The following is a 19957-nucleotide window of genomic DNA, read 5'->3' on the forward strand; positions in this document are numbered from 1 at the left end:
CCTTTTTCTTTCAGACGGCAGGATCTAGTGGCCTAGCTCCGGATAACCGTATGTAAAGATTGTTGCGATTGCGAAGAATCCAAATGTAGCAACTGTTGCCACACTGAAAAGTACAGCAAGCAGATTTCTGTTTTTAATAGCAGCCACAAGGCCCCATATGCCGACTATAGTTATCATCAGCATGAGCAGGGACAATGCATTGACCCCGATATGGATGGAAATGCCGCCAATTTGAAATAACTCACCAGTATCGATGAATGGCATCTTGCTCAACCTCCCGATAGTTCTCTTTATTCTCATATATATTGTATAATTAAAAAGTAGCTTTGTCGAGGGAATTTTAAGGAGGGCACATAATGGAAATAAAAGTACTCCCACTGGGACCATTGGAAACCAACTGCTACATACTGAAGCAGGAAGACGAAGTACTGATCGTTGATCCTTCAGGGGAAGCGGATAGGATCATTGATACAGTACCAAAAGACAGCAGGGTGAAAGCCATATTGCTGACACATGCACATTTTGATCATATCGGTGCACTGGATAAAGTCGCCAGTCATTTCGGAGTCGATACATGGATTGGCATCGAGGAGGAGGACTGGCTCGGTGATCCATCAAAAAATGGGTCGGCCAAGTACAGCAATATGGGAATCGAAGCAATCGAATCATCGATAACACCTGAAATCATCAAGCCAGGCGAACGCGAGATCGGGAAGTTCCATTTCGAAGCACTGCATACCCCGGGCCACTCCCCAGGCAGCATGAGCTTTCTATTTCAGGATTTCATCATTTCAGGTGATGTGCTGTTCAACGGCGGCATCGGCAGAACGGATCTATACCAGGGAGACCACGAAACACTGATCCGCAGCATCAGGAAAAAGCTCTACACGCAAAGAAATGACTTGACGGTCTATTCGGGTCACGGACCAGAAACGACGATAGGCAGTGAAAAACAGACGAATCCGTTCATCAGAGGATGAATATAAAAAGACCAGGCAGATTGTATCTGCCTGGTCTTTAGTTTCTAGTGGTGACCGCCGAAACTCGGCTCGAGAAGAAATGTTGTGAAGTATGTAAATCCTACAAAGAAAAGGACCAGATACGCAGCAAATACATACATATACATTCTTTCAGTAAGTTTCATATAACCCAACAGAATGAAGAATCCCGTTTGGGCGATGAAGAATAGCGCCATCATCATCATGTCACCGACATAGAAAAGGATTGCAAACATTGCAGTCCAGAATCCAAGTGTTTTGAAAACTTTATCCATAGGAACAGTCCTTTCGTCCTTACTTACCGTATCGTTATCAATTATAAATAATAATCATATCAAAGTAAATACTTATAAAGATAAATGTCTTGGCATCTCTTACCATTAATTCCTATTATACATGAAAATAAACGCCGAAATATAAAAAACGATAATTTATTTCAGAAAAGATCAAAACACCTTTTTTTCACCATATATAGTGTAGGAGGTGAATGATGAAACAGCAAGTAGAAGAAATCATCAAAGATGCCATGCGTCATGATGCAACAGATATACACCTGACGCTTGAGAGTACAAAGGGACTTGTCAGAGTAAGAAGCAGAGGGGAAATGCTCACCCTTAAAGAGATCGGTATGGATGACTATAGGAAAACCGTCAATTTCCTGAAGTTCATTGCCGAACTTGACATCAATGAACATAAGCTGCCGCAGAGTGGCCGAACGATGCTCAGCATCGAAGATCAGAAGTTCAATGTCAGAATCAGTACGCTGCCCATTTCCCTGATGAACGAAATCATTGTGATCCGCATGCTCAACGGCATGGAAGACCGGCCTTCATCATCACTTTTCCACCAGCCTCGGGACTACGATTTTCTTCTGCCTTTCATGGCACGGAAACAGGGATTGATCCTTTTTACCGGGCCGACCGGCTCGGGCAAATCGACGCTCATGTATCGGCTGATACAGGAAAGGATAGCGTCCGGGAGGCAGCAGATCATAAGCATTGAGGATCCGGTGGAATATGAACTGGATGGTCTCGTCCAGGTAGAGATCAATGAAAAGGCGAATATCGACTACGAACCCCTTCTTAAAGGGGTTCTCAGGTGTGACCCGGATATCATCATGTTCGGTGAGATCAGGGATGCAAACATTGCTTCCCAACTACTGAAAGCAAGCCTTTCAGGTCATCTGGTGCTCAGTACATTCCACAGTAAATCCGCTGTCAGCACAGTAAGCCGGCTGAAAGATTACGGACTTTATGACGAGGAGATCATCCAGAGCATTTCACTCATCATCAACCAGCGGATTCTGTACACAAGAAACGGCAGTTTCATCATCTATGAAACACTGGACAACGCTCAGATTGCCTCCTATCTGAAAACCGGTCGTGCCGAACACGGGACACTTGAAGACAAACTGTCGGAACTTTTTCGGACAGGAGGAATTGATGCGGATGAATATGCCATCCATGTGGAGAAATTCAAATAGACTCGGAAAATATGATGCACACTTCCTGGTAAAGATTGCAGACCTGCTGGAAGTCGGGTTCACACTGCAGCAGTCGCTTGTATTTCTGCTGGAACAGTATGATGTTCTGACAGAGAAAGACCGTCTGGTATACCTCAGCATGGTCCAGGAAGGTGCGAGTCTCAGCAGCATACTGAAGGTGATGGGATTCGGGAATGCCATTGTCATCCAGGTCTCGTTTGCAGAAATCCACGGCGAAGTGCTGACAAATCTGAGAGAATCGGCGTCGTATCTGGACAATGTCCGTCAGACTACTTCGAAACTCATCAAATCACTGCAGTATCCACTTCTGCTTGTAGCAATTTTCATCACCATACTGATCACTTTGAACTTTACAGTGATTCCCCAGTTCAAAAGCCTTTATACAGCAATGGGGACAGAATCCAAAGGCATCGTAAGCGTGCTCATTGCCATGCTTGAATCGCTGCCATACGTGCTTGGAGCATCTCTGATGCTTGTTGTCATCTCAGCAGTTGGCATGTTCTGCATCTTCAACATGAAGCACATTGAACAAAAATGCAGCGTGCTGTCCCGCATCCCGATTTTCGGTTTCTTTTTCAGGGGCTATCAGACATACCGCTTCTCGAGGGAATTCGGCTACTTCCTGAATAATGGACTTGAAGTCAAAGAAATACTCGATCTGTTCATTCATCAGGAGATCAATCCCTACCTCAGGCTCGTTTCGCAGAAAATCGAAGTATCCCTGATGAACGGCGACTCGCTATCCGGTGCATTGGCACAAATGGATATGATTGATGAAAAGCTCAGTGTCTTCGTCAGTCATGGAGAACAGAACAGCAGCGTCGGCAAAGAACTGATCATGTTCAGCGAGTATACGCTGGAACGTCTCATCATGCGGCTCGAGAATATGACCAGAAGAATTCAGCCTGTCATATTCCTGATACTCGGCATACTGATCGTCTGCCTGTACTTGATAATAGTTCTACCTATTTTTCAAATGATGTCTGAAATCTAAAAACTCAGGAGGATTCCAAATGAAAAAAATATTCAAGAAGAAGTTGAAGAATAATGATGATGGTTTTACGCTGATAGAAATGCTGCTCGTTCTGCTTGTCATTTCGGTGCTGATCATCCTCATCATACCGAATATCGCCGCACAGAGTGCCAACGTTCAGGACACCGGGTGCGAAGCCCAGGTACGCATGGTGCAGAGCCAGGTCGAAGCCTATACGCTGAATGAAGGGTCACCGCCTGCGACAATCGACGTGCTCGTTCCGGACTACCTCACTTCTGATCAGATATCATGCGCGAATGGCGACACAATCGTCATCACTGATGGCCAGGCGATCCGCACTGAATGATGGCTTCACCATGCTGGAGATGATGCTGACACTGAGCATCATCAGCATTCTTCTGCTGATCAGCGCAGCCAGCATTCCGGTCGATGATGATAGGCGCATCAATCAGGAGATCGATGCAATCGGATATTTCTTTCAGAGTGCGCAGACGGATGCCATGAGCACTGCCACACAGCGGATTGTCAGTATGGACCCGATCAGCCAGCAGATACAGGTGCGCACCCACGAAGGGAAGATCATCAGAACGTATCTGCTGGATACATGTGCATTGAAGCAGGGTGGACTGCAGCGGATCATATTCAAGCCTGATGGTGATACAGATAAGTTCGGTACCATCAGCTTCGACTGCATGGGGTCATCTGTAAGCTTTATTTTTCAAATACAGAGAGGAAGGTTCCGAATTGAAAGATGATGGTTTCATGATGCTTGATAGTGTACTGACGATGCTGATCTTCTCCATCATACTCAGTGTGCTGGTTCCTGCCATGATCATGCTGAACCAGACGGTGTCGGATTCGGCCGGAACTCTTGAATTTACCCGCAGACTCTACATCGACATGCTGGCATATGAAGACTATGAATCCTTCATGCTTGGCAGTCACAACTATCGCATCGAAGCACACCGTATATGCGATAAGAATGATGCAAAGCTGTGTGTCCATATTGAATGATGCAGGGTTCACCTATATTGAAGCACTCATTTCCCTGTCCATCGCAGCGTTCGTGATGTCGCTCATGCCTTCCATTCTGATGCAGTTTGAGGATGCCCATTCACCGCCAGTGGATTTTGAAATTGATTTCTTCATGATCGATATTGCAGAAACATATGAGGAGAGTACGGAAGTCCGGCATGATGCCCGTACGCAGTCGATTGTATTCACCACCGGCAAAGGAGATGTCGAGTACCGGAAGCATGGCACCCGTATTATTAAAAGTATCGAGCAGACCGGCTACGTGACCGTCATGTTCGATGCCGATGTATTTGAACTTGAGGAGACGGCCACCCATGTGCATATTTCGGTATCAGGAGAAGGGGAGGGGAACGATGAAACTGCCGCTTTCGCAAAATGATGGATTTTTCAGCTTTTCTGTATACTTCATATTGCTATATCTGGTGGCCTTATATTACCATTACTATAATAAGGTCTTCATGATACTGGAAATACAATCGAATTTTATAGAAATTTATCAGCTCCGCATCCAGGGGCTGGTGGACTAGGAGTGATGGAATGATTCTGATCGGTTTCATGGGGAGCGGAAAATCCACAGTGGCCCATAGCCTGAGTGACAAAATGAATCTGCCGTTAATCGACCTGGATAAGGAAGTCGTCAGGATGGCCGGCATGGAGATTCGTGAGATTTTTGAAACAGAGGGCGAAGCTGGGTTCAGGAGAAGGGAATTCGAAGCATTGGATCAGGTTGGTGATTCTGAATGCATCGTCGCTACCGGCGGCGGGGTCGTCACATATGCACCCTCACGCAGGCTGCTGCAGAATATGAATGTACCGGTCGTCTACCTTCATGCAGATTTCGATACCCTCTATACCAGGATCAAAGATGACAGCAACCGGCCGCTTGTCAGGAGCCGCGAGCAGGTAAACGCCCTGTATGAACAGAGGCTCCATATATACCGTAGTGCAGCCGACCATGAAATCGACTGCAGTGCATCCGTTGAAGCGGTTGTTTCAAAACTTCTTGCTATTTCTCAAATTCGCAGGGTATAATGAACTCGAATTGATAATTGAAAATTTTGCGAATGAACAATGCTCGAGAGAACGAGTAATCGTCGCCGAAGGAGCAAACCCCCGCCGGGTGAATCTCTCAGGCAAAAGAACGGCATTGGGACGCATTCCTGAAGGCAACTCAACAGGGCAGCTATTACAGCTGTCCTGTTTTTTTTATTATAAGGAGGTAAATCATGTCAGAACTTAAAAAGACACCACTGTATGACTACTACCAGGAAGCCGGAGCAAAGGTCATCGACTTCTCAGGCTGGGCGCTGCCAGTACAGTTCAGCAGTATAAAGGAAGAGCACACTGCGGTCAGGGAAGCTGCAGGAATCTTTGATGTCAGCCATATGGGAGAGCTGCTCGTCGAAGGCAGCGAGGCAGAGGCATTTCTGAACTACGCGCTGACGAATAATGTGTCGAAGCTCACTGAAACAAAAGCCCAGTATACTATGCTGTGCAATGAACAGGGCGGTGTCATCGATGACCTCGTCATATACAGGCTCGGGGAGAACAAATACCTGCTTGTTGTCAATGCCGGCAATACCGATAAGGACTTCGAGTGGCTGAAGAGCATTTCAGGTTTTGATGCGACAATTACCAACATATCTGCAGAATACGGACAGATTGCCGTCCAGGGTCCTAAAGCACGTGAAATCGTTCAGAGTCATGTAGACGAGGATATCAGCGAAATGAAGATGTTCCGGTTCAAACAGAATATAACCATTGCAGGATGCAATGTCATCCTATCCCAGAGCGGCTATACAGGAGAAGATGGTTTTGAAATCTACTGCGATGCTGAGGATACGGAAAAACTGTGGAAGCTTTTCACGGATTTTGGAGTGGCACAGTGCGGACTGGGCGCACGCGATACTCTGAGACTTGAAGCAGCGCTGCCGCTGCACGGACAGGATCTGACAGAAGATATCACACCAGTTGAAGGCAATATGGGCTTTGCTGTCAAGGTCGACAAGGAAAACTTCATCGGCAAGACGGTACTCAAGGATCAGAAGGAGAATGGCGCGCCAAGAAAAATGGCAGGATTCGAGCTTCTCGGCCGTGGTATTGCACGCACAAATTACGAAGTGACTGACAGCGAAGGCAACACGGTCGGCCACGTTACAAGCGGTACGCAGTCACCGCTGACGAAACGGTCCATCGGTCTTGCGCTCATCGACAGCGACTTCCATGAACTTGATAAGGCATTCAATGTCCGTATCAGAAACAAGGATGTAGAAGCAAAGTTCGTCAAAACCCCGTTCCACAAAAACTAACAGTATAAGGGAGTGTATGAATTGAGTCATCGCTATTTGCCATTAACTGAAAAAGATAAGAGGGAAATGCTCGACACCATCGGCGTCGAGAGTATTTCCGAACTGTTCGATGATATTCCAGAGAGTGTCCGGTTCAAAGGGGAACTCGATCTCAAAAAACGTAAGAGCGAAACATCACTGCTGCGTGAACTTGCAAATATTGCAAATAAGAACATCACTTCCGAAACACATGCCTCCTTCCTTGGCGCAGGTGTTTACGATCACTATATTCCGACAGTGGTGGACCATGTCATCTCCCGTTCGGAATTCTATACCGCCTACACCCCTTACCAGCCGGAAATTTCACAAGGAGAACTGCAGGCGATATTCGAGTTCCAGACGCTGATCTCGGAGCTCACTGCAATGGATGTTGCCAATTCCTCGATGTATGACGGTCCCACTGCCTTCGCTGAAGCGGCGACCATGGCATCCGGTCAGACGCGCAAGAAGAAAGTCGTCGTATCGAAAGGTGTCCACTTCCAGGCAATCGAGGTGCTTCGTTCCTACTGCATGGCACAGAACATCGAAGTCGTAGAAGTGGACCTTGACGGCACCTATACCGATCTTGGGAAGCTCGATGCAGCTTCCGACGAAGAAACTGCAGCTGTGATGGTCCAGTATCCGAACTTCCTCGGTTCAGTTGAAGACCTTGAAGCGATTGAAAAGATTGCACATAAGCATAAGGCGCTGTTTGTCGTAAACAGTAATCCGCTCGCGCTCAGCCTGCTGACACCACCGGGCGAATTCGGTGCAGACATCGTTACAGGGGACACGCAAGTGTTCGGCATTCCGGCACAATTCGGCGGTCCGCACTGCGGCTACTTTGCAGCGTCCAAAAAGCTTATGAGAAAAATGCCGGGCAGACTGGTCGGCCAGACGCAGGATGACGAAGGCAACCGTGGATTTGTACTGACACTCCAGGCCCGTGAACAGCACATCAGACGGGACAAGGCGACGAGCAACATCTGTTCAAACCAGGCACTCAATGCACTTGCATCTTCAGTCGCAATGAGCGCACTCGGCAAGAACGGTGCTGTAGAGATGGCGGAACAGAACATCCAGAAGACATTCTATATGAAGAATCAGCTGAAGCATGCAGGTTTTACTGTACTCGATGGACAGTCCTTCAATGAATTTGCTGTAGAACTGTCGAAGGATATCGATGAAATAAACGACGAACTGCTGGATCACGGCTATATCGGTGGATACAATCTCGGCAAAGTGGACCCAGGCTTTGCAAACCATATGCTGATTGCTGTTACAGAACTGCGTACGAAAGAAGAAATTGACGGATTTGTCGAAAGGTTGGGTGACTACAATGCATAAGGGATCCAGTCCTCTGATATTTGAAAGAAGCACAGAAGACCGTTTTGCCTATTCGCTTCCGGAACTTGAAGTGGAACAGCACGATCTTGAAGATATTCTGGACAGCAGGTTCATCCGCAGGACGAAAGCTGAACTGCCGGAAATCAGCGAACTCGATCTGATGCGCCATTACACGGAACTGTCCAATAAGAACCATGGTGTGGACTCCGGATTCTATCCACTGGGCTCATGCACGATGAAGTACAATCCGAAGATCAATGAGAAAGCCGCAAGAATGTCCGGTTTTGCTCTCAGCCACCCGTTGCAGAGCGACCGTACAATCCAAGGGTCGCTTGAAATTGTCCATGACATGCAGGAACATCTGAAGGAGATTACCGGCATGGACGAAATCTCCCTACAGCCTGCTGCAGGTGCACAAGGCGAGTGGACCGCACTGATGATGATCAAAGCATTCCACGAAGATAACGGCGACTACAACCGTACGAAAGTCATCGTTCCGGATTCCGCGCATGGCACAAACCCTGCAAGTGCAGTCGTTGCCGGTTTCGAAGCAGTGACGGTAAAGTCGAACGACAGGGGACTTGTCGATATCGACCATCTGAAAAGTGTAGTAGGGGATGACACGGCGGCCATCATGCTGACCAATCCGAATACGCTTGGTCTCTTTGAAGAGGATATCATCGAAATTCGTGATATCGTCCACGAGGCAGGCGGCAAGCTGTACTACGATGGAGCGAACCTGAATGCGATCATGGCGAAAGTCAGACCGGGTGACATGGGGTTTGATGCCGTCCACCTCAACCTTCATAAGACGTTCACCGGCCCACATGGTGGAGGCGGACCGGGATCCGGACCAATTGGAGTCAAATCCGATCTCGCCAGATTCCTGCCGAAACCACTTGTCGTCAAAGCTGATGACGGCACTTACAAAGTGGAACATGATGTACCGAAAAGCATCGGCCGGGTGAAGCCTTTCTTCGGCAACTTCGGCATCTTCCTCCGTGCCTATACGTATATTCGTACGATGGGGCCGGATGGTCTGAAGGAAGTCTCCGAAATCGCCGTGCTGAATGCAAACTATATGATGAGACGCCTCGAGGGCACATTCGAACTGCCGTACAAGCAGCACTGCAAGCATGAATTCGTCATCAGCGGATCGAGACAGAAGAAGATGGGTGTACGGACTCTGGATATGGCGAAACGTCTGCTCGACTTCGGCTACCACCCGCCGACCATCTACTTTCCGCTGAATGTCGAGGAATGCATGATGATCGAGCCGACGGAAACCGAATCCAAGGAAACACTGGACGGCTTCGTCGATACTTTGATCAGCATCTCGAAAGAGGCGGAGGAGAATCCGGATATCGTCCTGGAAGCACCGCATACGACAGTCATCGGACGTCTGGATGAGACACTGGCCGCGAGAAAGCCGATCCTGAGATTCCAGCGTGAAGATATTCTGGAAGAGAAGTAGACAAAAGGAGATCCGGGTCAAGACCCGGATCTCCTTTTGTCATGCTATTTGTTTTTGGATTTTATTTTACCCGTCCATTTGCTGATACCGTTCTTCAGCATATAGATATCATTATAGCCTGCTTTTTTGAGCATTCTGCCGGCTCTGATGGACAGACGTCCCGTCTGGTCATAGAGGTAGATCGGCTGGTCTTTTCGAAGTGAATTCATCTTCATCGAAAAGTTCATCATCGGAATGTTCCTTGCTCCCATGATATGGCCATATTCATACTTTTCCTTTTCTCTCAGATCTACAAGCTGTACGCGTCTCAAGTCTTTTTTGAACTCTTCCTCAGGCAGCGATTTGACGCTTTTCATATTTCTGAAGCCATTGAGCACCAGAAGAAGAAGGACAACGACTGCAGCCAGTAGAATGATCAACCATGTATCCAATCTGCATCTCTCCTTAAAAATTTCACATAAGTTTATTATAGAGATGTTTGGTATAATTTGAAAGAGAAAAAGACAGGAGTGATCACTATGGTACAAAACAGATGGTTCTATCTGGAAAGCGGCAGAAATGATGCTTTCCATAACATGGCGCTGGATGAACTGCTGATGGAGAAGGTCAGACAGGGGGAGATACCTGCTGCCATAAGACTGTATGAATGGGAGACGCCGACTTTGTCGATCGGCTATTTTCAGAAGATGGAAAAGGAGATCGATATAGACCGCGTGGATGAATACGGCTACGAACTGGTGCGTCGTGCAACAGGCGGCAGGGGCGTACTGCATGATAGGGAGCTGACATACAGTGTCGTACTGCCTGAGAACTATCCCGACATGCCTGATTCGGTCACTGAAAGCTACCGCATTCTATCACAGGGACTGCTTGAAGGGTTCAGAAACCTTAGTCTCGACGCGCACTTCAGCATTCCGCGGACAAAAGAGGAAAAGAAGGAATTGACGAATATCAGAAGCAGCGTGTGCTTTGATACGCCAAGCTGGTATGAGCTGGTCGTCGAAGGCAGGAAGATTGCCGGCAGCGCGCAGACCAGGCAGGGCGGCGTCATCATGCAGCACGGTTCGATCCTTCTTGATGTCGATATCGATCATCTTTTCGACATGTTTACATATACGAACGAAAGATTCAAAGAAAAGATGAAGACCGCCTTCAAGGAGAAGGCAGTCGCAATCAATGAAATCAGCGACAGAAGATTTACAGTGGAGGATCTCTATCCTGCTTTCAAGGAAGGTTTTGAAAAAGGGCTCGATATTACAACCGAGCCCTATGTACTGACGGACAGCGACAGAGTGCGACTTGAAGAAATCAGGAAAAAGTATGCATCCGATGAATGGAACTATAGAAGATGAAAAAAACAGGCCGCACACGCGGCCTGTTTTCTATTTTTTTCTATTTTTGTATTTTCTTTTGGATTTTCGCAATGCCCTCTTATACTTCCTCTGGCTCTCTGTCAGAATGAAGAAATAGTAGATGCCGTATAGAATCAGACCAATCACTACCAGAAATACGAGGGAGTTGACGATCATGTTCAGAAAGTATTCCATGTTGGTGACCAGACCGAGTGCTGCGATGGCGAGCACCAGGTATAGTACAAACTTTTTCATTATCAGACGCTCCTTAATAATTTGTTGAATGATTTGATGGCGACCTCGACCTGATGGCCATCCGGCTGTTTTGTAGTCAGCAGCTGGAGCATAAGCCCCGGAATTCCGAGCCATTTGAGCACCGGTACATTCCTCACCTTGTTGGTGAACTGCAGAAATTCAAACGACAGGCCGATGACCACAGGAATCAATGCGATCCGGTTGAGTATCCTGACGTAGAATGGATCGACCGGAACGAACATGTATACGACAAAACCGACAAGTACGGTAAACAGGATGAACGAGCTTCCGCAACGGTAGTGCAGTCTTGAATGCTTCTGGACATTGCCGACTGTCAGTTCATCTCCATTTTCAAAAGTGTTGATCACCTTATGCTCGGCGCCATGGTACTGGAACAGCCTTTTTATCATGGGGGTCATGGAGATGGCATAGATGTAGACGAGCAGCAGAATCAATTTGAAGACAGATTCCAGAAATACCTGCCCGACATGGGAGGTGACCACACCTGAGAACACTTCGGCAATAAATACCGGAATCAGCGTAAACAGGAATTTACCGACCAGAAAGGAGAGTATGCCGACAATGATGGTGGACATGACAATCCTTGCCGTATTGGCATCCTGCTTTTCCTGCTCGATCTTCACATCGTCTGCCGGATCCCTTTCATAGCGGTCTGTAGCGAACTCCATATGCTTCATGCCATATATACTTGATTCGATGATGGCCACGTTGCCCCTGAGAATCGGAATCTTCTTCAGTTTCTGTACCCATGCCTTCTCCGGACGGTCCATCTCGAAATATTCGATATCGTCATTGCTTCTGCGGATTGCTGTCACCATTTTGTCTTTTGACTGGAACATGACACCTTCGATTACTGCCTGTCCACCGAACTTCGGTTTATCCATTTTTTCGACGCTTCCTTCTTTCAATAGTATTCATGTGCATTTCTCAGCTGTACAAGCCCCTGGTCAAGCAGATTCTGATCCGACGCGGAAATGCCATTTCCGATCGAATCGAGAGCGGCAAGGATATCTTCGTTGGCGAGCTGTATCGCACTGTGCCGACGGACAAGATATTCGTCGAGTTCCACACTCGTGGCACCATCACGGTACGCTTCAATCGCCTCTGCCAGGCTTTTTTCTATCTCCTCGAATGATGCATTCATGGTCGAAAGGTCCTGTGCATCTGCATTATCGGACAGCAGCGTATCCAGATCCGAGAGGCCCTGCTTCATGGCGTCGGAATAGTCTGTGACAATATCGACATAGGCATCTATGTCAGGATTGCTGATGACAGACTGCATTTTGGAAATATCCTCTTCCAGTGCCTCAAGACGCTGGGTGTTCTTCTGGAGTGCGACTTCCTCGGTCTGGAGGATGCTCTGAAGCTCCTCATTGCGGTCATTCGCACTTGCCAGTTCTTCTTCAATTGATGGGTCTCCGCAGGCACTTAGACCAAGTGCAACAAGCGGAATATATATCATACGCTTCATATTCTCATTCTCCTGTATCTCATTGTGTTATTTTATCATGTTATATTAAAAGATGATATTCATTTGCAATACATCAGCTGCTGCGCAGTACTTATTTTCCTATTATCTCAAATTCAAAGCAGGCATTACTGAAATTGCAGTGGATTTAATGTAATATGTATTTGAAAGGTGGAGTAGATGCACATGATAAAATTTGATAAAGTCAACGCTTTGATTGAAAAGAACAACATCGATGCCCTGCTTGTACTGAGTGACTACAACCGTCGCTACCTGACAGGCTTTACAGGTTCGAGCGGTGCAGTGGTCATCACGAAGGACAGCAGATATCTGATATCCGACTTCAGGTACAAGGCCCAGGCAGCAAAACAGGCAGACCAGTTCGAGTTCGTCCTGCAGAATAGAGGACTGCTCGACTTCATAGCTGAATTCCTTGAACAAAAAGGCCTCCGCACTGTGGGCTTTGAAGGACAGCATATAAACTATAATACTTATGAACAGCTGAACAGGCAATTCGACCTTGTACCGCTGACCAATGAAATCGAAACCATCCGCATGTACAAGACGTCAGAGGAAGTTTCACTCATCCGGAAAGCGTGCGACATTGCAGACGAAGCATATGACCACATACTCGGGTATATCAGACCCGGGCAGACGGAACTTGAAGTCAGAAATGAACTTGAAAACCATATGCGCAAGCTTGGTGCCGCAGGCTCAAGCTTCGACATCATCGTAGCCAGCGGGTACCGCGGTGCACTGCCGCACGGTGTCGCATCGGATAAGAAGATCGAGTCCGGTGACATGGTGACACTCGACTTTGGCGCCTACTATAATGGGTATGCGTCCGACATTACGCGCTCGTTCGGGGTCGGGTCGGTAAGTGAAGAGATGGAAAAGGTGCATGCGATTGTGTTAACATCACAATTGGCCGCATTGGAACAGATCAGAAGCGGAATGACCGGCAAGGAGGCGGATGCCATCGCCCGCGATATCATTACAGAGCATGGCTATGGTGAAAATTTCGGCCACTCGCTCGGGCATGGACTCGGACTCGAAGTCCACGAGATGCCGGGACTGTCGAAAGCAAGCGGCATGGTACTCGAGAAGGACATGTGTGTCACAGTCGAACCCGGCATCTATATCGATGGTGTCGGCGGCGTCCGCATCGAGGATGACTGCATTGTTACGGAAAGCGGACTCGAGAAGCTTTCCAACAGCAGCAAGGAACTTTTCATCATCTGAATATATCAGTGGAACAATAGGAGGAATAGTATGATTTCAGTCAATGATTTTAAAACAGGCCTTACAGTGGAAGTGGATGGCGGAATCTGGAGAGTTGTTGAATTCCAGCACGTCAAGCCGGGCAAAGGCGCAGCATTTGTCAGAAGCAAGCTCAGAAACTTGAGGACAGGCGCCATCCAGGAAAAGACATTCCGCGCAGGTGAGAAGGTCGGTCGTGCACAGATCGACAACAGAAAGATGCAGTATCTCTATGCTGATGGTGATACACATGTATTCATGGACAACAACACATTCGACCAGGTGGAACTCGATGCTTCAGCCCTGAAGGACGAACTGAAGTACCTTCAGGAGAACATGAACGTCTCCCTGATCATGTATGAAGGGGAGACGCTCGGTGTTGAACTGCCGAAATCAGTGGAACTGAGAGTTGTTGAGACCGAGCCCGGCATCAAGGGAGATACGGCGAGTGGCGCGACCAAGTCGGCAACACTTGAAACCGGCCTTGTGCTTCAAGTACCGCTTTTCGTCAACCAGGATGACGTACTGGTGATCAGTACGGACGACGGCAGCTACGTATCCAGAGCATAGAAATAAAAAGCAGATTCCGATCTGCTTTTATTTTTTCCTTGAATTGGTATGACCACTTGCGTAGAATATAAGAGAGAAATTTTGAATGTTAAGGAGCAGTAGACATGAAACTGGAGTATATTGATGAACTGATTAGCAAAATGGAAAAGGCATCTTTGACAGAACTGTCATATAAGGACGGGGAAGTGGACATCGTGCTGAAGCGCGACAGCATGAATGTGCCTCAGCAGACAGCTGCACCAGTCCAGGCAGCACCCGAGTTCGCCCAGCCGGTACAGAGTACTGAAGCCGCACCACAGGAGGAAGGCAAGGTCATCAAGGCACCGATGGTCGGCACATTCTATAAAGCCTCTTCCCCGGAAGTGGATCCTTATGTCAAGGTGGGCGACAAGGTGGAAAATTCAAGTGTCGTATGCATTCTGGAAGCAATGAAACTGTTCAACGAAATTCAGGCGGAAACTTCCGGTGAGATCACAGAAATTCTTGTCGAAGATGGAGAAATGGTTGAATACGACCAGCCATTGTTCAGAGTCCGATGATTAAGAAAATACTAGTTGCCAACCGTGGGGAAATTGCCGTTCGAATCATCAGAGCCTGTACTGAACTAGATATAGAGTCGGTCAGCATCTATTCTGAAGCAGATGCTGACAGTCTGCACCGCAGACTTGCGACAGAATCGTACTGTGTCGGCCCCAAACTGTCGAAAGACAGCTATCTTGACATGATCAGCATCATAACAATCGCCAAGAAGACCGGCTGTGATGCCATTCATCCTGGATATGGGTTCCTTGCAGAAAATAGTGACTTCGCCGAAATGTGTGAGGCATCGAACCTCATATTCATTGGACCGATGCACGAGACGATTGCACTCATGGGTGTAAAGGACGTCGCGAAGGATACGATGAAAAAAGCAGGCGTACCGACTGTGCCGGGTAGCGAAGGTGTTGTCGAATCCGTTGAAGACGCGAAGAAGATCTCTGAGGAGATCGGCTATCCGGTCATCATCAAAGCAAGCTATGGTGGCGGCGGAAAAGGCATCCGCGTTGCCCGTGATGAGGAATCCCTCGTCCAGAACTATAAGATGACCGAGCAGGAGGCGGAAAGTGCCTTCGGCAACAAGAGCCTCTATATCGAGAAATACATCGAGAACTTCAGGCACATCGAAATACAGGTTCTCGGAGACTATCATGGCAATGTCGTCCACCTGGGCGAGCGTGATTGTACAATACAGCGCCGCATGCAGAAGCTTGTCGAAGAGGCACCGAGTCCCATCCTGTCGGAGGAGAAACGCAAGGAGATGGGTGATACGGCAGTCACTGCCGCCAAAAGCATCGACTACATCGGCGCCGGCACAATCGAATTCATCTATGACCTGAATGAAGACCACTTCTATTTCATGGAGATGAATACCCGCATCCAGGTCGAGCACCCTGTAACGGAAATGATTACAGGCATCGACCTTGTCAAGATGCAGATCAGAGTGGCCAGAAGAGAAGCGATTCCTTTCAGGCAGGAGGACATTGAATTAAAGGGGCATGCTGTTGAACTTCGCATCAATGCGGAGAACCCCTACAAGAACTTCATGCCATCTGCCGGCAAGATCAAAGAATTCATCACTCCTGGTGGATATGGTGTCAGACTGGATTCCGCCTGCTACTCCGGCTACGTCATTCCACCGTATTACGACTCGATGATCGCCAAGCTCATCACCCATGCAGACACAAGGGAAGAAGCGATCCATACTGCACTCCGTGCGCTTGGAGAATTCAAGATCGGCGGCGTCGATACGACCATTCCGTTCCATACGAATCTGCTCCAGCATGAAGCATTCAGATCGAACGACTATAATACCAACTTCCTGGCGAACAACGACATCATGAACTGATGGTATGAATATGGAAAGGGGACATCTTCACTGATGTCCCCTTTCTATGTGGCTCTCCAGGATTTCCCCGGGGGCCATCCCTATGGTTGACAACGATATTTGCACACCATAATATGATAACTAACGGAATGGTGATTGATGGCCGTCATGCACAGACCTTGGAAAGATCTCCGGAATCGGGGGGTTCATTTCATGCCGGGACTGGCAGAAACGTCATCCAATTTCCTGTCGAATCATGATATAATGAATTGACGAGGTGATGAACATGATAATTCAGGAAGACAAAGCAAATCTTGGACAGATAGAGCTATCACCGGAAGTACTTGAAGTGATCGCGAGCATTGCGGTGACTGAAACTGAAGGTGTGCATGCGCTGCAGAACAACTTTGCCAGCGGCAACTTTGAGAAGATCGGCAAGAAGTACAGGGGCCGGGGTGTCAAAGTGGATGCAAAAGACAACGAAGTAAGGATTTCCATCTATGTTTCTCTTTCCACACGCCGTAATATCCATGAGACCGCAGAACTTATCCAGAAGAATGTCAACCAGGCCATCCGGAATATGACGGATCATGATGTCAAAGAAGTCAATGTGCACATCGTCAATATTAAATAATAGAACAGTAGATGGGTGTTAATAATGAACAGACACGAGCAGCGAAAAAAAATATTCCAGATCATCTTTCAGCAGGATCATGGTCTGGTTGCATTGGAAGAGACTGCGTTTTACGATCTCTACAGGGAGTATGACTATATCAGCCGGATTGTAGACTACTACGGCGGCAACAGCGAGTCGGTGGACGGGGACATCAGAAACCATCTCACCAACTATACGCTTGAAAGGATTCCTAAAGTGGAACGCAACATCCTGAGAACAGCGATTTCTGAACTGCTTCATGGCGATTCCCCACAGCGGGTGGTCATCAATGAAGCGATCCTCCTTGCCAAGCTCTATGGTGAGAAGGACAGCTTCCGATTTGTCAACGGCGTCCTGAAAAACTTCATCACGGAAACGGATGAGCAGCAAGATGGAGAACAGTAGATATCTTTCCGTCGGCGCACTGACCAGATACCTTAAATATAAATTCGACCAGGACCCGTATTTGACACGGGTCTTTCTAAAAGGTGAACTTTCCAATGTGAAGCGTCATACGAGTGGGCATATTTTCTTTGCCATCAAGGACGAGCAGTCGGTCGTACGGGCCATCATGTTCTCAAGGAATGCCGGCAGTCTCAAGTTCAATCCCGAAGAGGGGCAGAGTGTCCTGATCGAAGGCCGGGTCAGCATTTTTGAATCCAGCGGACAGTATCAGGTCTATGTGGAAAAGATGGAGATGGATGGCATCGGCATGCTTTTCGAAAAGCTTGAACAGGACAAGAAGCAGCTTGCTGAAAAAGGCTACTTTGATGTGCAGCATAAGAAAACGCTGCCCCGCTACCCAAGGACCATCACCATCATCAGCTCTGAAACCGGGGCTGCTGTGCGGGATATGATTACGACATTGAGCAGACGCTATCCGCTGGTGTCCGTCACAGTCATCAATACGCTGATGCAGGGGCCGAGGAGCCGGCAGGCCGTGGTTGAAAACCTCGAGTATGCCGATAGGCTGGGCAATGATATCATCATCCTTGCCCGCGGCGGCGGCTCGATAGAGGATCTGTGGACTTTCAATGAAAAGGATGTCGCATTGAAGATTTTTGATATGAAGACACCGGTCATTACAGGCATCGGTCATGAAACCGATACGACACTGGTGGACTTCGTTGCTGACGTGCGCGCAGCGACGCCCACAGCGGCTGCCGAAATGGCAGTGCCCGACCAGCAGGATATATTTGAAAGATTGCGCCAGTTCGAAAACTATGCTTCCCGCAGGGTGGCACAGAAGCTTGAATCGGGCAGAAGCCGACTGGATGCACTTGGTTCCTACTACAAGCTTAGAAATCCGGATCTTCTCTATGACCAGCAGGCAGAAAGGCTCGCCAATCTGAAGGACATACTGGATGATAGAATGCACCATGCAATAAAAGACAGCCACTACCGGCTATCCGTCCTGAAGGAAAGCGTCAGATACAATACTCCAGGACCTGAAATAAAAAGGAGCGCCGGAACACTGATGGAGCGGAAAGGACAGCTTGATCGTGCCATGCGGGTCAGAACAGGCGACTCGAGGAAAAGTCTCGCAAGAGTAATCGAGAGTCTCAATTCGCTGAGTCCGACCAATGTACTGCTGCGCGGCTATTCCTTCACTACGCATCAGGGTGTAATCGTCAAGGATGCGCATCAGCTCGAATTGGGCGATGAAGTCCAGTCGACGTTTGCCGATGGCAGCATCGTATCAAAAGTGACAGAGGTGAATCATGATGGCAGAAACTGAAAATGAAACATTCGAAGAGAAGATGAAACAGCTCGAGCAGATCGTCAAACAGCTGGATGAGGATGAAGTCTCTCTCGAAGCGTCGCTCAAACTCTACCAGAAAGGTGTCGAGTTGACTGCAGAATGCGAAAAGATACTGAAAGATGCAGAACTGAAAGTTGAAACATTAAACCGTAAGGGAGCAGATGATGAACAATAATATGCAGCATTATCTCGAGGCGACCGAATCTTCCATACTTGCGCACCTTGGACAGAATCATGTTTCACCAACAATCAGAAAAGCGAGCAGCTATTCGATAGAGGCGGGGGGAAAGAGATTCCGCCCCTATCTTCTATTTTCAACGCTAGACGCCCTTGGACATGATCCGATGAAGGGTGTACAGGTGGCGGCAGCCATTGAGATGATCCATACATATTCTTTGATCCATGACGATCTGCCGGCAATGGATGATGATGATTATCGCCGGGGGAAACCGACGAACCATAAAGTCTACGGTGAGGCGGCAGCCATTCTGGCAGGGGATACACTATTGACCGAGAGTTTCAGTATTGTGGCCCAGGATGACACGCTGCCTGCTGACAAGCGGGTCGCGCTGATTGGGCATATTGCGGCGAAATCGGGCTTCAACGGCATGATTGGCGGCCAGATGCTCGATATCGAGGCGGAAGGACAGGATATCAGTCTCAGCCAGCTTGAGAATATCCACCAGTACAAGACAGGACAGCTGATTGTACTGCCGGTCCAGTGTGCATGCATTATTGCAGATGCTACAGATGAAGTGACAGCGCAGCTGATCCGCTTTGCCGAGGCGCTCGGCATCCTGTTTCAGATCAGGGATGACATACTCGATGTGGAGGGTGACATTGCTGTAACTGGAAAATCATCAGGCAGTGATGAAAAGAACAATAAGACCACCTATGTGAGCACCTATGGCTTGAGTGGTGCACATGATGAACTCGAGCAGCTCGTCGAAAGTGCAAAACGGATACTCGATGATCTGGCAGCAGATATCGAAACAGAGCAACTGTATAGCGTGCTGCAGAGGTTTGCAGTAAGAAACCAATGATAATTCATAATACGTGGATTATCATTTT

27 protein-coding genes and 1 riboswitch are annotated in these 19957 nt (G+C 48.0%); of the genes, 21 read left to right on the forward strand and 6 right to left on the reverse strand.

Annotation, left to right across the window (positions count from 1 at the left end):
• Window positions 1-24 precede the first annotated feature (24 nt).
• Window positions 25-264, reverse strand: a complete 240-nt coding sequence (locus J4760_RS02980; RefSeq protein WP_145286129.1) for a DUF2759 domain-containing protein — start codon at window positions 262-264, stop codon at window positions 25-27.
• A gap of 92 nt (window positions 265-356) precedes the next feature.
• Here J4760_RS02980 and J4760_RS02985 point away from each other — a divergent pair, with 92 nt between their 5' ends.
• Window positions 357-980: an MBL fold metallo-hydrolase gene (locus tag J4760_RS02985; protein WP_145286132.1), complete on the forward strand. Its 624-nt coding sequence runs from the start codon at window positions 357-359 to the stop codon at window positions 978-980.
• Window positions 981-1024: 44 nt separating this feature from the next.
• Here the strand turns inward: J4760_RS02985 and J4760_RS02990 are convergent, their stop codons facing one another.
• Entirely contained in the window at window positions 1025-1273 is a 249-nt protein-coding gene (locus J4760_RS02990) for a DUF2626 family protein (RefSeq protein ID WP_145286135.1), read from the reverse strand.
• 215 nt (window positions 1274-1488) lie between these two features.
• Between J4760_RS02990 and J4760_RS02995 the strand changes: the two genes are divergently transcribed.
• The 10 genes from J4760_RS02995 to gcvPB all read left to right on the forward strand — a co-directional run bounded on the left by J4760_RS02995 (window position 1489) and on the right by gcvPB (window position 9679).
• The gene (locus J4760_RS02995) at window positions 1489-2481 is read left to right on the forward strand and encodes an ATPase, T2SS/T4P/T4SS family (RefSeq protein ID WP_237604743.1); all 993 of its coding nucleotides are present in this window, start codon (window positions 1489-1491) and stop codon (window positions 2479-2481) included.
• Window positions 2441-3496, forward strand: a complete 1056-nt coding sequence (gene comGB / locus J4760_RS03000) for a competence type IV pilus assembly protein ComGB (protein ID WP_237604744.1) — start codon at window positions 2441-2443, stop codon at window positions 3494-3496. Before J4760_RS02995 ends, comGB begins: the two co-directional genes overlap by 41 nt.
• A gap of 19 nt (window positions 3497-3515) precedes the next feature.
• Entirely contained in the window at window positions 3516-3842 is a 327-nt protein-coding gene (gene comGC, locus J4760_RS03005; protein WP_237604745.1) for a competence type IV pilus major pilin ComGC, read from the forward strand.
• On the forward strand, window positions 3793-4251 hold the full coding sequence (locus J4760_RS03010; RefSeq protein WP_237604746.1) for a prepilin-type N-terminal cleavage/methylation domain-containing protein: 459 nt from the start codon (window positions 3793-3795) through the stop codon (window positions 4249-4251). The genes comGC and J4760_RS03010 overlap by 50 nt, the downstream gene beginning before the upstream one ends.
• Window positions 4241-4510: a hypothetical protein gene (locus J4760_RS03015; protein WP_145286145.1), complete on the forward strand. Its 270-nt coding sequence runs from the start codon at window positions 4241-4243 to the stop codon at window positions 4508-4510. The genes J4760_RS03010 and J4760_RS03015 overlap by 11 nt, the downstream gene beginning before the upstream one ends.
• Entirely contained in the window at window positions 4494-4910 is a 417-nt protein-coding gene (locus tag J4760_RS03020) for a hypothetical protein (protein ID WP_237604747.1), read from the forward strand. The genes J4760_RS03015 and J4760_RS03020 overlap by 17 nt, the downstream gene beginning before the upstream one ends.
• A 158-nt stretch (window positions 4911-5068) precedes the next feature.
• Window positions 5069-5563, forward strand: coding sequence for a shikimate kinase (locus J4760_RS03025; protein ID WP_237604748.1), 495 nt, complete (start codon window positions 5069-5071; stop codon window positions 5561-5563).
• A 32-nt stretch (window positions 5564-5595) separates the two neighbouring features.
• A riboswitch (glycine riboswitch) is annotated at window positions 5596-5686 on the forward strand.
• Window positions 5687-5754: 68 nt separating this feature from the next.
• Window positions 5755-6840, forward strand: coding sequence for a glycine cleavage system aminomethyltransferase GcvT (gene gcvT / locus J4760_RS03030; protein ID WP_237605037.1), 1086 nt, complete (start codon window positions 5755-5757; stop codon window positions 6838-6840).
• Window positions 6841-6861: 21 nt separating this feature from the next.
• Window positions 6862-8205, forward strand: a complete 1344-nt coding sequence (gene gcvPA / locus J4760_RS03035) for an aminomethyl-transferring glycine dehydrogenase subunit GcvPA (protein ID WP_237604749.1) — start codon at window positions 6862-6864, stop codon at window positions 8203-8205.
• The gene (gcvPB, locus tag J4760_RS03040; RefSeq protein WP_237604750.1) at window positions 8198-9679 is read left to right on the forward strand and encodes an aminomethyl-transferring glycine dehydrogenase subunit GcvPB; all 1482 of its coding nucleotides are present in this window, start codon (window positions 8198-8200) and stop codon (window positions 9677-9679) included. Before gcvPA ends, gcvPB begins: the two co-directional genes overlap by 8 nt.
• A 44-nt stretch (window positions 9680-9723) precedes the next feature.
• On the opposite strand, the gene J4760_RS03045 is transcribed toward gcvPB, so the two are convergent.
• Window positions 9724-10110 carry a rhodanese-like domain-containing protein gene (locus J4760_RS03045; RefSeq protein ID WP_145286161.1) on the reverse strand — a complete coding sequence of 129 codons (387 nt, stop codon included), beginning with the start codon at window positions 10108-10110 and terminating at the stop codon, window positions 9724-9726.
• An 87-nt stretch (window positions 10111-10197) separates the two neighbouring features.
• Here J4760_RS03045 and J4760_RS03050 point away from each other — a divergent pair, with 87 nt between their 5' ends.
• Complete coding sequence (locus J4760_RS03050; protein ID WP_237604751.1) at window positions 10198-11031, forward strand: lipoate--protein ligase family protein; 834 nt, start codon at window positions 10198-10200, stop codon at window positions 11029-11031.
• Between the two features lie 30 nt (window positions 11032-11061).
• Here the strand turns inward: J4760_RS03050 and J4760_RS03055 are convergent, their stop codons facing one another.
• Genes J4760_RS03055 through J4760_RS03065 form a run of 3 tightly spaced genes read right to left on the reverse strand, consistent with a single transcriptional unit; the run spans window position 11062 to window position 12778 of the window.
• Window positions 11062-11286: an SA1362 family protein gene (locus J4760_RS03055; RefSeq protein ID WP_145286166.1), complete on the reverse strand. Its 225-nt coding sequence runs from the start codon at window positions 11284-11286 to the stop codon at window positions 11062-11064.
• Window positions 11287-11288: 2 nt separating this feature from the next.
• On the reverse strand, window positions 11289-12191 hold the full coding sequence (locus J4760_RS03060; RefSeq protein WP_237604752.1) for a DUF1385 domain-containing protein: 903 nt from the start codon (window positions 12189-12191) through the stop codon (window positions 11289-11291).
• A 20-nt stretch (window positions 12192-12211) separates the two neighbouring features.
• Window positions 12212-12778: a hypothetical protein gene (locus J4760_RS03065; protein WP_237604753.1), complete on the reverse strand. Its 567-nt coding sequence runs from the start codon at window positions 12776-12778 to the stop codon at window positions 12212-12214.
• Between the two features lie 183 nt (window positions 12779-12961).
• Here J4760_RS03065 and J4760_RS03070 point away from each other — a divergent pair, with 183 nt between their 5' ends.
• The 9 genes from J4760_RS03070 (at window position 12962) to J4760_RS03110 (ending at window position 19929) form a co-directional block, all read left to right on the forward strand.
• On the forward strand, window positions 12962-14017 hold the full coding sequence (locus tag J4760_RS03070) for a M24 family metallopeptidase (RefSeq protein WP_237604754.1): 1056 nt from the start codon (window positions 12962-12964) through the stop codon (window positions 14015-14017).
• 30 nt (window positions 14018-14047) lie between these two features.
• Complete coding sequence (gene efp / locus J4760_RS03075) at window positions 14048-14605, forward strand: elongation factor P (RefSeq protein WP_145286177.1); 558 nt, start codon at window positions 14048-14050, stop codon at window positions 14603-14605.
• Between the two features lie 104 nt (window positions 14606-14709).
• Entirely contained in the window at window positions 14710-15144 is a 435-nt protein-coding gene (accB, locus tag J4760_RS03080) for an acetyl-CoA carboxylase biotin carboxyl carrier protein (protein ID WP_145286180.1), read from the forward strand.
• Window positions 15144-16490: an acetyl-CoA carboxylase biotin carboxylase subunit gene (gene accC, locus J4760_RS03085; protein WP_237605038.1), complete on the forward strand. Its 1347-nt coding sequence runs from the start codon at window positions 15144-15146 to the stop codon at window positions 16488-16490. The genes accB and accC overlap by 1 nt, the downstream gene beginning before the upstream one ends.
• Before the next feature lie 265 nt (window positions 16491-16755).
• The gene (locus J4760_RS03090; RefSeq protein ID WP_145286182.1) at window positions 16756-17103 is read left to right on the forward strand and encodes an Asp23/Gls24 family envelope stress response protein; all 348 of its coding nucleotides are present in this window, start codon (window positions 16756-16758) and stop codon (window positions 17101-17103) included.
• A gap of 24 nt (window positions 17104-17127) precedes the next feature.
• Window positions 17128-17529 carry a transcription antitermination factor NusB gene (gene nusB / locus J4760_RS03095; protein WP_237604755.1) on the forward strand — a complete coding sequence of 134 codons (402 nt, stop codon included), beginning with the start codon at window positions 17128-17130 and terminating at the stop codon, window positions 17527-17529.
• Complete coding sequence (gene xseA, locus J4760_RS03100; protein ID WP_237604756.1) at window positions 17516-18862, forward strand: exodeoxyribonuclease VII large subunit; 1347 nt, start codon at window positions 17516-17518, stop codon at window positions 18860-18862. The genes nusB and xseA overlap by 14 nt, the downstream gene beginning before the upstream one ends.
• A complete protein-coding gene (locus J4760_RS03105) occupies window positions 18849-19061 on the forward strand; it encodes an exodeoxyribonuclease VII small subunit (RefSeq protein WP_160652345.1) in 213 nt (70 codons plus the stop codon). The genes xseA and J4760_RS03105 overlap by 14 nt, the downstream gene beginning before the upstream one ends.
• Window positions 19051-19929 (forward strand): polyprenyl synthetase family protein, encoded by an 879-nt coding sequence (locus tag J4760_RS03110; protein ID WP_145286193.1) that lies wholly within the window; start codon window positions 19051-19053, stop codon window positions 19927-19929. The genes J4760_RS03105 and J4760_RS03110 overlap by 11 nt, the downstream gene beginning before the upstream one ends.
• Window positions 19930-19957: the final 28 nt, after the last annotated feature.

It is taken from the genome of Salinicoccus sp. ID82-1 (genome assembly GCF_021991715.1).
Taxonomy (GTDB): domain Bacteria; phylum Bacillota; class Bacilli; order Staphylococcales; family Salinicoccaceae; genus Salinicoccus; species Salinicoccus cyprini.

Bases quoted from the DNA above. Each gene is read 5' to 3' on its own strand.
- J4760_RS03010 (WP_237604746.1), top strand. From the start codon at position 3,793: ATGGCGACACAATCGTCATCACTGATGGCCAGGCGATCCGCACTGAAT.
- comGC (WP_237604745.1), top strand. From the start codon at position 3,516: ATGAAAAAAATATTCAAGAAGAAGTTGAAGAATAATGATGATGGTTTT.
- gcvPB (WP_237604750.1), top strand. From the start codon at position 8,198: ATGCATAAGGGATCCAGTCCTCTGATATTTGAAAGAAGCACAGAAGAC.
- J4760_RS03070 (WP_237604754.1), top strand. From the start codon at position 12,962: ATGATAAAATTTGATAAAGTCAACGCTTTGATTGAAAAGAACAACATC.
- accB (WP_145286180.1), top strand. From the start codon at position 14,710: ATGAAACTGGAGTATATTGATGAACTGATTAGCAAAATGGAAAAGGCA.
- xseA (WP_237604756.1), top strand. From the start codon at position 17,516: ATGGAGAACAGTAGATATCTTTCCGTCGGCGCACTGACCAGATACCTT.
- J4760_RS03105 (WP_160652345.1), top strand. From the start codon at position 18,849: ATGGCAGAAACTGAAAATGAAACATTCGAAGAGAAGATGAAACAGCTC.
- J4760_RS02980 (WP_145286129.1), bottom strand. From the start codon at position 264: ATGCCATTCATCGATACTGGTGAGTTATTTCAAATTGGCGGCATTTCC.
- J4760_RS02990 (WP_145286135.1), bottom strand. From the start codon at position 1,273: ATGGATAAAGTTTTCAAAACACTTGGATTCTGGACTGCAATGTTTGCA.
- J4760_RS03110 (WP_145286193.1), top strand. From the start codon at position 19,051: ATGAACAATAATATGCAGCATTATCTCGAGGCGACCGAATCTTCCATA.
- J4760_RS02995 (WP_237604743.1), top strand. From the start codon at position 1,489: ATGAAACAGCAAGTAGAAGAAATCATCAAAGATGCCATGCGTCATGAT.
- J4760_RS02985 (WP_145286132.1), top strand. From the start codon at position 357: ATGGAAATAAAAGTACTCCCACTGGGACCATTGGAAACCAACTGCTAC.
- J4760_RS03065 (WP_237604753.1), bottom strand. From the start codon at position 12,778: ATGAAGCGTATGATATATATTCCGCTTGTTGCACTTGGTCTAAGTGCC.
- J4760_RS03025 (WP_237604748.1), top strand. From the start codon at position 5,069: ATGATTCTGATCGGTTTCATGGGGAGCGGAAAATCCACAGTGGCCCAT.
- comGB (WP_237604744.1), top strand. From the start codon at position 2,441: ATGCGGATGAATATGCCATCCATGTGGAGAAATTCAAATAGACTCGGA.
- J4760_RS03050 (WP_237604751.1), top strand. From the start codon at position 10,198: ATGGTACAAAACAGATGGTTCTATCTGGAAAGCGGCAGAAATGATGCT.
- efp (WP_145286177.1), top strand. From the start codon at position 14,048: ATGATTTCAGTCAATGATTTTAAAACAGGCCTTACAGTGGAAGTGGAT.
- J4760_RS03055 (WP_145286166.1), bottom strand. From the start codon at position 11,286: ATGAAAAAGTTTGTACTATACCTGGTGCTCGCCATCGCAGCACTCGGT.
- J4760_RS03090 (WP_145286182.1), top strand. From the start codon at position 16,756: ATGATAATTCAGGAAGACAAAGCAAATCTTGGACAGATAGAGCTATCA.
- J4760_RS03060 (WP_237604752.1), bottom strand. From the start codon at position 12,191: ATGGATAAACCGAAGTTCGGTGGACAGGCAGTAATCGAAGGTGTCATG.
- nusB (WP_237604755.1), top strand. From the start codon at position 17,128: ATGAACAGACACGAGCAGCGAAAAAAAATATTCCAGATCATCTTTCAG.